Genomic DNA, 13,575 nt, shown 5'->3' with positions numbered 1-13,575 from the left:
GGGGCGGACCGGACTACTGGAGCGTCGTGGGTTATTCGCAGGGCAGTCACCGGGCGGTGCGTGGCAGCGGCCGCCGGGCGGTGGAGAGGGCCGGGACGGTTCCCGTGGCCGAAGCCGGGGCCGAGGCACGGGTTGAGGCCGCGGGCAGGGGCGGAGCCGGGGTCGCGGTGGGGGAGTACGGGGAGCGCGGGGGGCACCGCGCCGACACGTACGCGGCCTCGTACGAGCTGCGGGACGCCCGGCTGCCGCGCCAGGGTGCGCGGGACGGCGCGGGTGAGGCGCGCGCCGGCGGCAGGGCGGAGGCCCGCCGGGCCGCCCGGCGGCGCAAGGGGGCCGAGCGGCCCGAGGCGCTGCGGCGGCTCGTGCCGCAGGCGCTGGTCGTCGCGTTCCTCGCCGGCGGCACCTCGGCCTTCGTCGCCAGCGACAAGGCGGTCAGGCTGAGCGTCGACGGCGTACCCCGCACGATGCACACCTTCGCCGACGACGTCACCGAGCTGCTGGAGGACGAGGGCGTGCAGGTGGGGGCGCACGACCTCGTCGCCCCCGCCCCCGGCGCGGAACTCTCCAGCGGCGACGAGGTCGTGGTGCGGTACGGCCGTCCCGTGACGCTGACCCTCGACGGGCAGCGGCACCGGGTCTGGACGACCGCCCGCACGGTCGAGGGCGCACTGCGCCAGCTCGGGGTGCGCGCCGAGGGCGCGTACCTCTCCGTCTCGCGCTCCCTGCGGATCGGGCGGGCCGGGCTCAGCCTGGACGTGCGCACCGAGCGGACCGTGACGTTCATGGCGGACGGCCGTGAACGCACCATCCGTACGAACGCCGCGACCGTCGGGGAGGCGCTGGCGGAGGCCGGCATCAGCCTGCGCGGCCAGGACACCACCTCCGTGCCGTCCGGCAGCTTCCCGCGCGACGGGCAGACGGTCACCGTGATGCGGATCCGGGGGGCGAAGGAAGTGCGCGAGGAGCCGATCCCGTTCGACGTGGTGCGGACCGAGGACCCCACGCTCTTCGAGGGCACGGAGGTCGTGGAACGGGCGGGCGAGGTCGGGTCGCGGCGGGTGACGTACTTCGTGCGTACGGTCAACGGGGTGCGGCAGCAGCCGAGGAGGATCGCGGAGGAGATCGCGCGGGAGCCGGTCGCGCGGCTCGTGAAGGTCGGCACCAAGGAGAAGCCGGCATCCGTGGCCGGGGCCGACGGGCTCAACTGGAGCGGGCTCGCGCACTGCGAGTCCGGGGGGCGGCCGGGGGCGGTGGACGCGACCGGGAACTACGGCGGGCTGTACCAGTTCGACACGCGGACGTGGCAGTCGCTGGGCGGGAGCGGGCGGCCGCAGGAGGCGAGCGCGGAGGAGCAGACGTACCGGGCGAAGAAGCTGTACGTGCAGCGGGGGGCCAGCCCTTGGCCGCACTGCGGGGGGCGGCTGCGGGGGTGAGCCGGCTGCGCGGCGGGGCCGGGTGCGGGCGGCGCTGCGCGGCGGGGCCCGGTGCGGGGGCGTTGCTCGGTCGGGCCCCGTGCGGGGGCGGGGGGCTCTGGGGTCGGCGCCGTGCCGGGGCGTCTCCTCGGGTGCTGTGGGGTGGGCGGTGGGACATGGCTGGGGTCGGGTGGAGGGGCGGGGGGCCTTTAGGCTTGAGCGGTGAGCAGCACTGAGCCTTCTGAGACGCCTTCCCCGCACGACCTGCTGGGTCCCGCCGACATCCGGGAGCTGGCGGCGGCGCTCGGCGTACGCCCGACCAAGCAGCGCGGCCAGAACTTCGTCATCGACGCCAACACGGTCCGGCGGATCGTGCGGACGGCCGGGGTGCGGGCCGACGACGTGGTCGTCGAGGTGGGGCCGGGGCTGGGGTCGCTGACGCTCGCGCTGCTGGAGGCGGCCGAGCGGGTCGTGGCCGTGGAGATCGACGACGTGCTCGCCGCCGCGCTGCCCGCCACGATCGCGGCGCGGATGCCGGAGCGGGCCGACCGGTTCGCGCTGGTGCACTCCGACGCGATGCACGTCACCGAGCTGCCGGGGCCGCCGCCGACCGCGCTGGTCGCCAACCTTCCGTACAACGTGGCCGTTCCGGTGCTGCTCACCATGCTGGAGCGCTTCCCCAGCATCGAGCGGACGCTGGTGATGGTCCAGTCGGAGGTCGCCGACCGCCTCGCCGCCCGGCCCGGCAACAAGGTGTACGGCGTGCCCTCGGTGAAGGCGTGCTGGTACGCCGACGTCAAGCGCGCCGGAGCGATCGGCCGCAACGTCTTCTGGCCCGCGCCCAATGTCGACTCGGGCCTGGTGTCGCTCGTGCGGCGGGCCGAACCCGTCAAGACCGCCGCCACGAAGGCGGAGGTCTTCGCGGTGGTCGACGCGGCGTTCGCCCAGCGCCGCAAGACGCTGCGGGCCGCGCTCGCGGGCTGGGCCGGATCGGCCCCGGCGGCGGAGGCCGCGCTGGTCGCGGCCGGCATCTCGCCGCAGGCACGGGGCGAGATGCTGACGGTGGAGGAGTTCGCGCGTATCGCCGAGCACAAGGGAGCAGGAGCATGACGGTCACGGTCCGGGTACCGGCGAAGGTCAACGTGCAGCTGGCGGTCGGCGGGGCGCGGCCGGACGGCTTCCACGACCTCGCGAACGTCTTCCTCGCGGTGGGCCTCTACGACACGGTCACCGCCACGCCGTCGGAATCGCTGCGCGTCACCTGCTCGGGGCCGGACGCCGGCCAGGTCCCCCTCGACGTCACGAACCTGGCCGCCCGGGCCGCCGTCGCGCTGGCCGCGCGGCACGGCCTGTCGCCGGACGTGCACCTGCACATCGAGAAGGACATCCCGGTCGCGGGCGGCATGGCGGGCGGCAGCGCGGACGGCGCGGGCGCGCTGCTGGCGTGCGACAGGCTGTGGGGGACGGGCTCGTCGCGGAGCGAGCTGCTGGACATCTGCGCCGAGCTGGGCAGTGACGTGCCGTTCAGTCTCGTGGGCGGGGCCGCGCTGGGGACCGGTCGCGGGGAGAAACTGTCCACGATCGAGGTGGGCGGGGCGTTCCACTGGGTGTTCGCGGTGGCGGACGGCGGTCTTTCGACGCCCGCCGTGTACGGGGAGTTCGACCGCCTGACGGCCGGCACCGGTGTTCCGGCCCCCACGGCCTCCCCGGTGCTGCTGGACGCCCTGCGCACGGGTGACGCGGCGGCGCTGGCCGGGGCCCTGGTGAACGACCTCCAGCCGGCGGCCCTGTCCCTGCGCCCCTCCCTCGCCGCCACCCTCGCGGTGGGCACCGAGGCGGGCGCACTGGCGGGCCTGGTGTCGGGGTCGGGCCCGACCACGGCGTTCCTGGCGAAGGACGCGGAGGCCGCCGAGACGGTCGCGGCGGCCCTCGTCGCCTCGGGCACCTGCCGCACGGCTCGGGTCGCCCGGTCCCCGGCGGTGGGCGCGACGGTCGTCGACGTACTCAGCCGGGACTGAGTACCGGAGCCCTTACGGGCCGGCGGGCGGCGGCGAGACCGTACCCCGCATGGGAAACAGTGTGCGCGAGCTCGCCGGCCGGACACCCGCCGGGCGCGACCGGTACGTCGATCTGCTGCGCGTCGCCTCGCTCGCCGTGGTCGTCGCCGGCCACTGGCTGATGGCCGCCGTGTCCGGCGACGGGCAGGTGGGGAACCTCCTCGCCGTCCTGCCGGAGCTCCAGATCCTCACGTGGGCGCTGCAGGTCATGCCGGTGTTCTTCTTCGTCGGCGGGTTCTCGCACGCGCTCTCCTACCGGTCCCTGAGCCGCAGGCACGAGGCGGTGTACTCCGTGTTCGTGCGCGCCCGGCTCCAGCGGCTGCTGCGGCCGACCATGGTGTTCGTCCTGGTCTGGGGCGTCGCCGCGCTCGTCCTCGGCGGGCGGGACGGGCTCACGGGGGTCGCGTTGCGGCTCGTCGCCCAGCCGCTGTGGTTCATCGGCATCTACCTGGCGATGGTGGCCTTCACGCCGCTCCTGCTGAAGCTGCACGAGCGGCACGGCTGGGGGGCCTTCGCCGGGCTCGCCCTCGCCGCCGCCGCGGTCGACGTGCTGCGCTTCGCGGCCGGGGTGCCGTACGTCGAGTTCCTCAACTTCGCCTTCGTGTGGCTCGCCGTCCACCAGCTCGGCTTCCTGCGCGCCGACGGGCGCATCGGCAGGCCCGCCGTGCTCGCCGCCGGCGGGCTGGCCGCCGCGGCCGCGCTGGTCGCCCTCGGGCCGTATCCGCTGAGCATGGTGGGCATGCCGGGCGAGAAGGTCAGCAACATGGCTCCGCCCACGCTGGCCCTGCTCGCCCACGGGCTGTGGCTGGTCGGCGCGGTCGAGCTGCTGCGCGGTCCCGGTGCGCGCCTGGTCGCGCGCCCGCGCGTCTGGCGCGGCGTCGTGGCCGCGAACGGTGTGGCCATGACGGCGTTCCTGTGGCACCTGACGGCGATGCTCGGCGTCTACGGCGCGATGCTCGCCCTGGACCTGCCGCTGCCCGCGCCGGCGAGCGCCGCCTGGTGGGCGCAGGTACCGGTGCGCTTCGCGGTGGCGGCGGGGCTGACCGCGCTGTGCGTGGCGGCGTTCCGGACCTTCGAGCGGCCCGCGCCGGGCAGTCGGCCCCCGGCCGCTCCCGGGCGACTCGCGGGCCCTGCGGCGGCCCTCGGCGTCACGCTGAGCCTGCTCGGGGTCCTCGGGCTCTCGATGGTCGGGTTCGGGGGGCTGCTGGAGGGGCGTACGGCCGTCCTCGTCGCCGTACGGATCAGCGCTCCCGCGGCGGTGCTGCTGGCCCTCGCGGGCTGGCTGCTGGTCGAGACGGCGGGGCGACTCCCGCGGGCGGCGCGGGCCGTCTGAGGCGGGGGCGGGAGGCCCGGCGCACCGGGTGGGCGTCGGAGGGGTCCGGCGGGCGACTACGCTTGAGCGTCTGTCCCTTTCCCGTCCCTGGAGCGCGCACCCATGGCCGTCAACCTGGTCAATGTCGAGGCAGTCAGCAAGGTGTACGGCACCCGTGCCCTGCTCGACGGCGTGTCCCTCGGCGTGTCGGAGGGCGACCGGATCGGCGTCGTCGGCCGTAACGGCGACGGCAAGACGACCCTCATCCGGATGCTCGCCAAGCTGGAGGAGGCCGACAGCGGCCGCATCACGCACAACGGCGGCCTGCGTCTGGGCGTCCTCACCCAGCACGACTCGCTCGACCCCACCGCGACCGTCCGCCAGGAGATCATCGGCGACCTCGCGGACCACGAGTGGGCCGGCACCGCCAAGATCCGCGACGTACTGAACGGCCTGTTCGGCGGGCTCAGCCTGCCCGGCTTCGAGCACGGGCTCGAAACCGTCATCGGGCCGCTGTCGGGCGGTGAGCGCCGCCGTATCGCGCTCGCCAAGCTGCTCATCGAGGAGCAGGACCTGCTGGTCCTCGACGAGCCCACCAACCACCTCGACGTCGAGGGCATCGCCTGGCTCGCCCAGCACCTCCAGGTCCGCCGTTCCGCGCTCGTCTGCGTCACCCACGACCGCTGGTTCCTCGACCAGGTCTGCACCCGCATGTGGGACGTGCAGCGCGGCGCCGTCCACGAGTACGAGGGCGGTTACTCCGACTACGTCTTCGCCCGCGCCGAGCGCGAACGCATCGCCGCGACCGAGGAGACCAAGCGGCAGAACCTGGTCCGCAAGGAGCTGGCGTGGCTGCGCCGCGGCGCTCCGGCCCGTACGTCGAAGCCGCGCTTCCGCGTGGAGGCGGCCAACGAGCTCATCGCCGACGTGCCGCCGCCGCGCGACACCTCCGAGCTGATGAAGTTCGCCAACTCCCGCCTCGGCAAGACGGTCTTCGACCTCGAGGACGTCACCGTCCAGGCCGGGCCGAAGGTGCTCCTCGAGCACCTGACATGGCAGCTCGGTCCCGGCGACCGCGTCGGCCTCGTCGGCGTCAACGGCGCGGGCAAGACGTCGCTGCTGCGCGTCCTGGCCGAGGCGTCGCGCACCCAGGGCGACGCCCAGCCGGTCGCCGGCAAGGTCGTCGTCGGCAGGACGGTGAAGCTCGCGTACCTCTCGCAGGAGGTCGGCGAACTCGATCCGAAGCTGCGCGTGCTGGAAGCCGTGCAGCGCGTCCGGGACCGGGTGGACCTCGGCAAGGGCCGCGAGATGACGGCGGGCCAGCTGTGCGAGCAGTTCGGCTTCACCAAGGAGAAGCAGTGGACGCCCGTCGGCGACCTGTCCGGCGGTGAGCGGCGGCGGCTGCAGATCCTGCGGCTGCTGATGGACGAGCCCAACGTGCTGTTCCTCGACGAGCCGACCAACGACCTCGACATCGAGACGCTGACGCAGCTCGAAGACCTGCTGGACGGCTGGCCCGGGTCGATGGTCGTCATCTCGCACGACCGGTTCTTCATCGAGCGGACCACGGACAAGGTGTACGCGCTGCTGGGCGACCGGACGCTGCGCAACCTGCCGCGCGGCATCGACGAGTACCTGGAGCGCAGGCAGCAGGCGATCGACTCCGCGGCCCCCGCGCCCGCCCCGGCCGCGCCCGCGAAGAAGAAGGCGTCCGGTGACGCGCGCGCCGCCCAGAAGGAGATGCAGAAGATCGAGCGCCAGCTCGGCAAGCTCTCCGACAAGGAGACGAAGCTGCACGCCCAAATCGCCGACAACGCCACGGACTTCGAGAAGGTGGCCCTGCTCGACGCCGAACTGCGCGAGCTCGTCGCCGGGCGCGACGAGCTGGAGATGCGCTGGATGGAACTCGCCGAGGACGCGTAGCCGATGTGTGAAGCCGCATAACGAGCGCGTCACGGGCCGGTCCTCCCTTGGGAACAGGGGCGGACCGGGCCCTGGTTCGCGGGGCCCCAAGTGATAGAAAGAAGCCCCGCTCGACTGTCGTAGAACTGCGGGGCTCAAGCCCGATTCGCTCCTTTCCGGGGGTGTTGCGCCGCCGGAATTGCGGGGGAGACCGAACGGGCGGCGGTCTCGTGTGAAGAGGTAAGCGCTGATGTCTCAGCCGCCCAACCAGCCGCCGCAGGGCGGCTTCGGAGCCCCCCAGGACCCCCGGCAGCAGCCGCCCCAGCCGCCCCAGCCGCCTGCCCAGCCGCCGCAGATGCCGCCGGCCCCGCCGGCCGCGCAGCCGCAGCAGCCCCCGGCGCAGCCCGGATACGGCTACCCGCAGGCGCCGCAGCAGGCGCCGCAGCCCGGGTACGGCTACCCGGGCCAGCCGGGTCAACAGCCCGGCCAGGCTGGCCCGTACGGCCAGCAGCAGCCCGGACCGTACGGTCAGCAGCCCGGTCCCTACGGTCAGCAGCCCGGCCCGTACGGGCAGCAGCAGCCGGGTCCCTACGGCGGTTACCCGGGCGCGCCCGCTCCGGGCAGCGGCAGCGGCGGCGGCCCCTTCAAGGGCAAGACCGCGGTCATCATCGGCGCGGCCCTCGCCGCGGTCCTCGTCGTCGCCGGCGGCGTCTACATCGCCACCAGCGACGACGGCGGCGGCAAGAAGAAGAGGCCCGTCGCCGGGGGCAGCAGCGACGCCAAGCAGGGCGGCGGCCTGCCCACCGGCGACACCGGCGGCGAACCGACCGGTGACCGCGACGCGGGCGACGACCTCAACGCCGGGCGCCAGTCGGGCGAGTCCAAGGTCCTGTGGCTCCAGAAGAACGACGTGGACCTGCCGCGCAACGGCGCCGACGTCTACGGCCCGTGGTTCACCGACGGCCTCGTCGTCAAGGCGATGTACAAGAAGGTCGCCGCCTACGACACGACCGACGGCAAGGAGAAGTGGAGCCTTCCGCTCTCCACCCAGATCTGCGCGGCGCCCGTCCGGGCCGCCGAAGACGGCAAGATCGTCATCGGCGTCAAGGACGGCACCACCGACAAGGCCAAGTGCAGCCAGCTGCAGATGGTCGACCTCAAGACGGGCAAGGCGGGCTGGAAGGCCGAGGTGAAGAAGGAGGGGCTGTTCGACCTGCTCTCCGACATCACGATCGCCGTCAGCGGCGACACCGTCATCGCCGGGCGTACCGGTCACTCCACCGCCTACAGCCTGAAGGACGGCAAGGTCCTGTGGGGCAAGCTCCCCGGTGAGTGCCAGCCGTACGCCTTCACCAGCAGCGCCAAGCTGATCGCAGCCGCCGCCTGCTCCACCGGCGAGGCCGCCAAGAACCACGAGCGGATCCAGGAGCACGACCCGGCCACCGGCAAGGTCAGGTGGAGCTACCCGCTGGCCAAGGGCTGGCAGGTCGACAGGGTCTACTCCGTCTCCCCGCTCGTGGTGTCCGTGCAGGAGCGCGAGAAGAAGAAGTGGAGCGTCATCGCCCTGACCGACAAGGGCAAGCTGCGCTCGGAGATCGACGGCGGCAAGGACAAGTTCCAGCCCCAGTGCGGCGGCAGCTTCGTCATCTTCGGCCGCAACCTCGAAGGGTGCACCGGCGTCGCCGCCGACGCGAACTCCTTCTACATGGCGACCGCCGAGCAGTCGAGCGGCCTGGAGCGCAGCAACGAGGTCGTCGCCTTCAACCTCGACACCGGCAAGCCGAAGTGGCGCTCCAAGGGCGAGCGCCCCATGATGCCGCTGAAGATGGAGGGCGGTGACGTCCTGGTCCACATCGACGCGTCGTACGACAAGGCGGGCGCACTCGCCACCATCGCCCCGTCGGGCGGCAAGCCGAAGACGCTGATGCAGAACCCGCAGTCGACCGCCGAGATCGAGAACGGCTTCTTCAGCACGAAGATCGCCTACGAGGGCGGCCGGCTGTACGTCGTCGCGTCCCGCGTCAGCGCCTCCAACGACGAGGAGGAGAAGGAGACGAAGACCATGATGGTCTTCGGCAAGTGACGGCCGGTGACTGAGTTCCGGGTCCTCTTCCCCGTCTTCGATTCCCCTTCTCCCGAGGTACGCACGCCATGACACAGCCACCGCCCCCGCCGCCGAACGAGCCCCCGCAGGGCGGGTTCGGCGCTCCGACGCCCCCGCCCGCGGGCGGCTTCGGCGCCCCGACTCCGCCCCCGCCCGCCGACCAGCCGGGTTACGGCTACCCGCAGACGCCCCCTGCCCAGCAGCCGGGCTACGGCTACCCGGCCCAGCCCGGTCAGCCCGCCCACCAGCCCGGTTACGGCTACCCGGGCCAGCCCGGCCAGCCCGGTCCGTACGGGCAGCAGCAGCCTCCGTACGGCTACCCGCAGGGCATGCCCCCGCAGGGCGGCGGCGGTGGGAAGAAGATCAACAGCACTACGGCGATCGTCGTCGCGGCGGTGGTCGCGGTGGCGCTGATCGTCGGCTTCGGCGTCTGGTACGCGTCCGGCGACGGAGGCGGCCAGGACGACCCCGGCCGCAACACCACCGCAGGTGCCACCGGCGGCGGCGGTGGCGGCGGCGACGCCAAGCCCGCCCCCGACGGCGCGGGCAAGGAGGAGAAGCCGGCCAACGCCGGCGCCAAGGTCCTCTTCCAGCTACCCGCACCGAAGGTGACGGACTCGGTCGCCGGGGTCAACGGCTCCTGGATCACCGACAAGGCGTACGTCAAGAGCGGTCTCAACGAGGTCGTGGGCCATGACCTCGACAAGGGCACCGAGCTCTGGTCGATCCCGCTCTCGGGCCAGGTCTGCGCGGCCTCGCCGCACGTCACCAAGGACAACAGGACCGCGGTGCTGTTCGCCGGGCCGATGCCCTCGGGGGCGACGTACGCGCCGTGCACCGAGGTCGGCGTGATCGACATCGGCACGGGCAAGCTGGTGTGGCAGAAGTCGGTCAAGGACGGTGACGACAAGATCACCTTCAGCGAGATCACGATCGGCGGCGACGCGGTCGGCGTCGGCGGCACCCGGGGCGGCGCCGCCTTCGACGTCGCCACCGGAAAGGTCCGCTGGCAGCCGAAGCCCAACGCCGAACAGTGCCGCGACGTCGGCTACGCCGGCGGGGAGGGACTGGCCACGGTCCGCAGCTGCGGGTCGATCAGCGCCCCGCAGCTCTCCATCGAGTACCTGAACCCGAAGACCGGCGCGCCGCTGGCGAAGTACAAGATGCCCAGCGGCGTCGACCAGGCGAGCATCGTCTCCACCAAGCCGCTGGTGGCCGCCGCCGACGTCGGCGACACCGCGGGCGACGGCAGCGGCGTGTCCGACTTCTTCTCGATCGACGAGAAGACCGGCAAGCTGCGCGCCAGGATCGCGGCCGACGCCGAGAAGTACGCGCCGCGGTGCCGGGACACCGAGGGCTGCACCAAGGTCGTCGTCGGCAACGGCAAGATCTACGTGCCGACCGAGGAGCACGAGGGCGGCAGCGAGGGCGGCCGGACGAACGAGATCGTCTCCTTCGACCTTGCCACCGGCAAGCTCACCAGCGACCGCGCCGACGCGGGCGACCGCTACACGATGCACCCCGTCCGGATGGACGGCGGCAACGTGATCGCCTACAAGTACCCGCCGTATGACAAGGGCGGCCAGGTCGTGAGCATCGACGGCGGTTCCCTCCAGCAGACGCTGCTGCTGGAGGCCCCGGCCGACCGGGCGGTGCGCGAGGTGGCGACGAGCTTCACGGTGGACGCCGCCGAGTTCCGGTACGCCGACGGGCGTCTGTTCATGGCGACGCGCCTGATGGGCCAGGAGCGCCCCGGCTTCAAGCGCTACCTGGCGATCGGCTTCGGCGCGCGCTGACGCGTCCGGCGCACGGCTCGCGGCGGCCCCGGCAGTGGCAACTCCACTGCCGGGGCCGTCCCTTTCCCACACCGGCCCGGCAAGTAGTCCTGAATCGCGTGGAATTCGACAATCCGAGGGGCTTCTCGCCGGTAGGGGGCGCGCAACCTCGAACAAGCGTGTAGCTTGCCGGGTCAGGAGGGCCGGGGGGCCAGCTCCAGGGGCCGGGGTATGGGGGGTTTGCATGGGCGTGCGGCTCATGGTGGTCGACGACCACCGATTGCTCGCCGAGGCGCTCGCCTCGGCGCTCAAGCTGCGCGGGCACCGGGTGCTCGCTGCGGCCGCCCCGACCTCGGGGGCGGCGGAACTGGTCGTCAGCAGGGCTCCGGAGGTCTGCCTCTTCGGTACGGCGTCCCCCGCCGAGGCGGGGGTCTTCGACCCCATCGTCCGGATCAAGCGTGAACGGCCGCAGGTGGCCGTCGTCGTGCTCGGCCCGGTGCCGAGCCCGCGCGGCATCGCCGCCGCCCTGGCCGCCGGAGCGTCCGGTTACGTACGCCACGACGAGCGCATCGAGGGTGTCGAGCGCGCGATGGTGAAGGCGCGCGCGGGGGAGGCGGCGGTGGCGCCGCAGCTCCTCCAGGACGCGTTCGCCGAGCTGCTGAACCCCGCGGCGCAGCCCGACGACGAGGGCCGGCGGCTGCTGCGGATGCTGACGCCGCGCGAGGTAGAGGTCCTGATGCGGGTCGCGGACGGCGAGGACACCCGGCTGATCGCTGCCGGCATGGGCATCGCGCCGAGTACCGCCCGTACGCACGTCCAGCGGGTCCTGATGAAGCTCGGCGTCGGCTCCCGTCTGGAGGCGGCGGCGCTCGCGGCCCGCACGGGGCTGCTGGACCGTGCGTCACAGGAGGGCTGACCCCACCTCGGGGACAGCCCTCCGGGACAGCCCTTCGGGGAGCGGGCCGGGCTACTCGCCGGGCTCCGCCGCGGGCGCGGCGATCGGGCGCAGCTTCAGCCAGACCAGGAAGAAGAGGCCGAGCGCCAGCATGGCCAGCCCCGTCCACAGGTTGATGTTGATGTCCTGCGCCTTCTTCAGATCCGCGTCGGACGCGGTCAGTCCGGCGATCGTGACGATCACGCCGTAGACGACGAACAGGCCGCCGATGATGCGCCGGATGTCGAACAGGCGGGCCGCCGTGGCGGACTTGCGCTCCAGTGCGGAGACTTCGTGATGCAGTTCGGACATGTTCTGGCCTCCGGTCAGAAGGAGTACGGGACGTAGCACAGGGCGGCGACGACGATCGCGCCCCAGCCGAGCAGGGCGGGCTTGCGGTACCACGCGTCGTCGCCCTCGGCGGGCGGCTCGTCGAGACCCGGGGAGCGCGTGCCGTACACCAGGCCCGCCAGCTCCGCCTCCGGCTTCGGCGCGGTGAAGAGGGTGACGACGACCATGACGACCGCGCCCGCGACGAAGCCGACGATCGCGGAGACGAAGTTGGCGCCCTGGTCGGTCGGGATGTCGACGATCCCCTGCTTGTAGATCCAGAAGTAGTTCACCATCGCGGCTCCGGTGCCCGCGACCAGACCCCAGACGCCGGACTTCATCGAGGCCCGCTTCCAGAACATGCCGATGATGAAGACCACGAACATCGGGACGTTGAAGAAGGAGAAGAGCGTCTGGAGGTAGCTCATGATGTTGGAGAAGCTGGACGCGATGAAGGCCGTGCCGATGGAGGCCAGCACGCCGATCGCCGTGATCAGCCGGCCGAAGCGCAGGTAGTACGCGTCGTCGCGGCCGGGCTTCACGTACTTCGCCCAGATGTCGCTGGTGAAGACGGTGTTGAACGACGACACGTTCGCCGCCATGCCCGCCATGAACGCGGCCAGCAGACCGGTCACCGCGATGCCCAGCACGCCGTTGGGCAGCAGCTCCTGCATGAGCAGCGGGATGGCGTCGTTGTACGTCAGGTCCGAGCCCGCGGTGCCGATCTTCGGCACGATCACGGCGGCGACCAGGCCCGGGATCATCACCAGGAACACGATGAAGATCTTGGGGAAGGCGGCGATCAGCGGCGTGCGCTTCGCGGCGGAGAGGTTCTTCGCCGACAGGGCGCGCTGCACCTCGGCGAAGTTGGTCGTCCAGTAGCCGAAGGAGAGCACGAAGCCGAGGCCGAGGACGATCGTCAGCCAGTTGGCGCCGAGCGGGTTGGCGTCGCCTATGCCCGTACCGCCCCAGGCGGTCAGGAACTCGTCGCCGTGACTGGCCTCCAGCGAGCCGGTCAGGCCGTCCCAGCCGCCGACGCGCTTCAGGCCGAGGACGGTGAGCGGGATCAGCGCGGCGAGGATCACGAAGAACTGGAGCACCTCGTTGTAGATCGCCGAGGAGAGCCCGCCGACCGTGATGTACGCGAGGACGAAGAAGCCGGCGACGACGATCGATATCCACTGCGGCCAGCCCAGCAGCGCCTCGACGACGATCGACAGGGCGTAGAGGTTCACGCCGGCGATGAGGATGGCGGCGAAGGCGAAGAGGACCGAGCTCAGCAGGTGCGCCGACTTGTCGAAGCGCTGGAGCAGGAACTCGGGGACCGACCGGACCTTCGAGCCGTAGTAGAAGGGCATCATCACCAGGCCCAGGAAGACCATGGCGGGGATGGCGCCGATCCAGTACCAGTGGACGACGGCCACGCCGTACTGCGCGCCGGTGGCGGCCATGCCGAGGATCTCGGTGGCGCCCAGGTTGGCGGCGACGAACGCGAGCCCGGTGACCCAGGCCGGCAGGGACCGGCCCGAGAGGAAGAAGTCGAGGCTGGTCTTCACGCTGGCCCGGGCGGCGAACCCGATGCCCAGGACCACGGCGAAGTAGATCGCCAGAATCGTGTAATCGAGCCCGTTGGTGGGGAGCCGTAGCCCTTCGGCCAGGTAGTGCATGGAGACCTGCTTCGTCTTCGTCGGGGACACGGATCGAGACGGAACCTACGCGTCCGGGTAGCGAAACTGAATACTTCTGGTG

The 13,575-nt window shown here is 72.3% G+C and carries 10 protein-coding genes; 8 read left to right on the top strand and 2 right to left on the bottom strand.

Going from position 1 to position 13,575, the window contains the following annotated elements:
• Positions 1-167 precede the first annotated feature (167 nt).
• The 8 genes from AC07FK_RS16125 (at position 168) to AC07FK_RS16090 (ending at position 11,478) form a co-directional block, all read left to right on the top strand.
• Entirely contained in the window at positions 168-1,433 is a 1,266-nt protein-coding gene (locus AC07FK_RS16125) for a ubiquitin-like domain-containing protein (protein ID WP_479105845.1), read from the top strand.
• A 201-nt stretch (positions 1,434-1,634) separates the two neighbouring features.
• The gene (gene rsmA / locus AC07FK_RS16120; RefSeq protein ID WP_479105514.1) at positions 1,635-2,522 is read left to right on the top strand and encodes a 16S rRNA (adenine(1518)-N(6)/adenine(1519)-N(6))-dimethyltransferase RsmA; all 888 of its coding nucleotides are present in this window, start codon (positions 1,635-1,637) and stop codon (positions 2,520-2,522) included.
• Positions 2,519-3,430, top strand: a complete 912-nt coding sequence (locus AC07FK_RS16115) for a 4-(cytidine 5'-diphospho)-2-C-methyl-D-erythritol kinase (protein ID WP_479105513.1) — start codon at positions 2,519-2,521, stop codon at positions 3,428-3,430. Before rsmA ends, AC07FK_RS16115 begins: the two co-directional genes overlap by 4 nt.
• Before the next feature lie 49 nt (positions 3,431-3,479).
• The gene (locus AC07FK_RS16110) at positions 3,480-4,802 is read left to right on the top strand and encodes an acyltransferase family protein (protein ID WP_479105512.1); all 1,323 of its coding nucleotides are present in this window, start codon (positions 3,480-3,482) and stop codon (positions 4,800-4,802) included.
• A gap of 102 nt (positions 4,803-4,904) precedes the next feature.
• Entirely contained in the window at positions 4,905-6,704 is a 1,800-nt protein-coding gene (locus AC07FK_RS16105; RefSeq protein WP_479105511.1) for an ABC-F family ATP-binding cassette domain-containing protein, read from the top strand.
• 229 nt (positions 6,705-6,933) lie between these two features.
• Positions 6,934-8,766: an outer membrane protein assembly factor BamB family protein gene (locus tag AC07FK_RS16100; protein ID WP_479105510.1), complete on the top strand. Its 1,833-nt coding sequence runs from the start codon at positions 6,934-6,936 to the stop codon at positions 8,764-8,766.
• Between the two features lie 68 nt (positions 8,767-8,834).
• A complete protein-coding gene (locus AC07FK_RS16095) occupies positions 8,835-10,583 on the top strand; it encodes an outer membrane protein assembly factor BamB family protein (RefSeq protein ID WP_479105509.1) in 1,749 nt (582 codons plus the stop codon).
• A 223-nt stretch (positions 10,584-10,806) separates the two neighbouring features.
• Positions 10,807-11,478 (top strand): response regulator transcription factor, encoded by a 672-nt coding sequence (locus AC07FK_RS16090; protein ID WP_479105508.1) that lies wholly within the window; start codon positions 10,807-10,809, stop codon positions 11,476-11,478.
• Between the two features lie 51 nt (positions 11,479-11,529).
• On the opposite strand, the gene AC07FK_RS16085 is transcribed toward AC07FK_RS16090, so the two are convergent.
• Both AC07FK_RS16085 and AC07FK_RS16080 read right to left on the bottom strand, forming a co-directional pair.
• Positions 11,530-11,808 (bottom strand): hypothetical protein, encoded by a 279-nt coding sequence (locus tag AC07FK_RS16085; RefSeq protein ID WP_479105507.1) that lies wholly within the window; start codon positions 11,806-11,808, stop codon positions 11,530-11,532.
• A 14-nt stretch (positions 11,809-11,822) separates the two neighbouring features.
• Positions 11,823-13,493, bottom strand: a complete 1,671-nt coding sequence (locus AC07FK_RS16080) for a sodium:solute symporter family protein (RefSeq protein WP_479105844.1) — start codon at positions 13,491-13,493, stop codon at positions 11,823-11,825.
• Between the last annotated feature and the right edge of the window lie 82 nt (positions 13,494-13,575).

Source organism: Streptomyces sp. NPDC046122, from assembly GCF_056429965.1.
The sequence above is the reverse complement of the archived record's forward strand: the minus strand, read 5'-3'. Positions and strand labels throughout refer to the sequence as shown.

What these genes read in the sequence shown, in the direction of transcription:
- AC07FK_RS16100 (WP_479105510.1), top strand. Translation starts at nt 6,934, where the DNA reads ATGTCTCAGCCGCCCAACCAGCCGCCGCAGGGCGGCTTCGGAGCCCCC.
- AC07FK_RS16105 (WP_479105511.1), top strand. Translation starts at nt 4,905, where the DNA reads ATGGCCGTCAACCTGGTCAATGTCGAGGCAGTCAGCAAGGTGTACGGC.
- AC07FK_RS16085 (WP_479105507.1), bottom strand. Translation starts at nt 11,808, where the DNA reads ATGTCCGAACTGCATCACGAAGTCTCCGCACTGGAGCGCAAGTCCGCC.
- AC07FK_RS16115 (WP_479105513.1), top strand. Translation starts at nt 2,519, where the DNA reads ATGACGGTCACGGTCCGGGTACCGGCGAAGGTCAACGTGCAGCTGGCG.
- AC07FK_RS16080 (WP_479105844.1), bottom strand. Translation starts at nt 13,493, where the DNA reads ATGCACTACCTGGCCGAAGGGCTACGGCTCCCCACCAACGGGCTCGAT.
- AC07FK_RS16095 (WP_479105509.1), top strand. Translation starts at nt 8,835, where the DNA reads ATGACACAGCCACCGCCCCCGCCGCCGAACGAGCCCCCGCAGGGCGGG.
- AC07FK_RS16110 (WP_479105512.1), top strand. Translation starts at nt 3,480, where the DNA reads ATGGGAAACAGTGTGCGCGAGCTCGCCGGCCGGACACCCGCCGGGCGC.
- AC07FK_RS16090 (WP_479105508.1), top strand. Translation starts at nt 10,807, where the DNA reads ATGGGCGTGCGGCTCATGGTGGTCGACGACCACCGATTGCTCGCCGAG.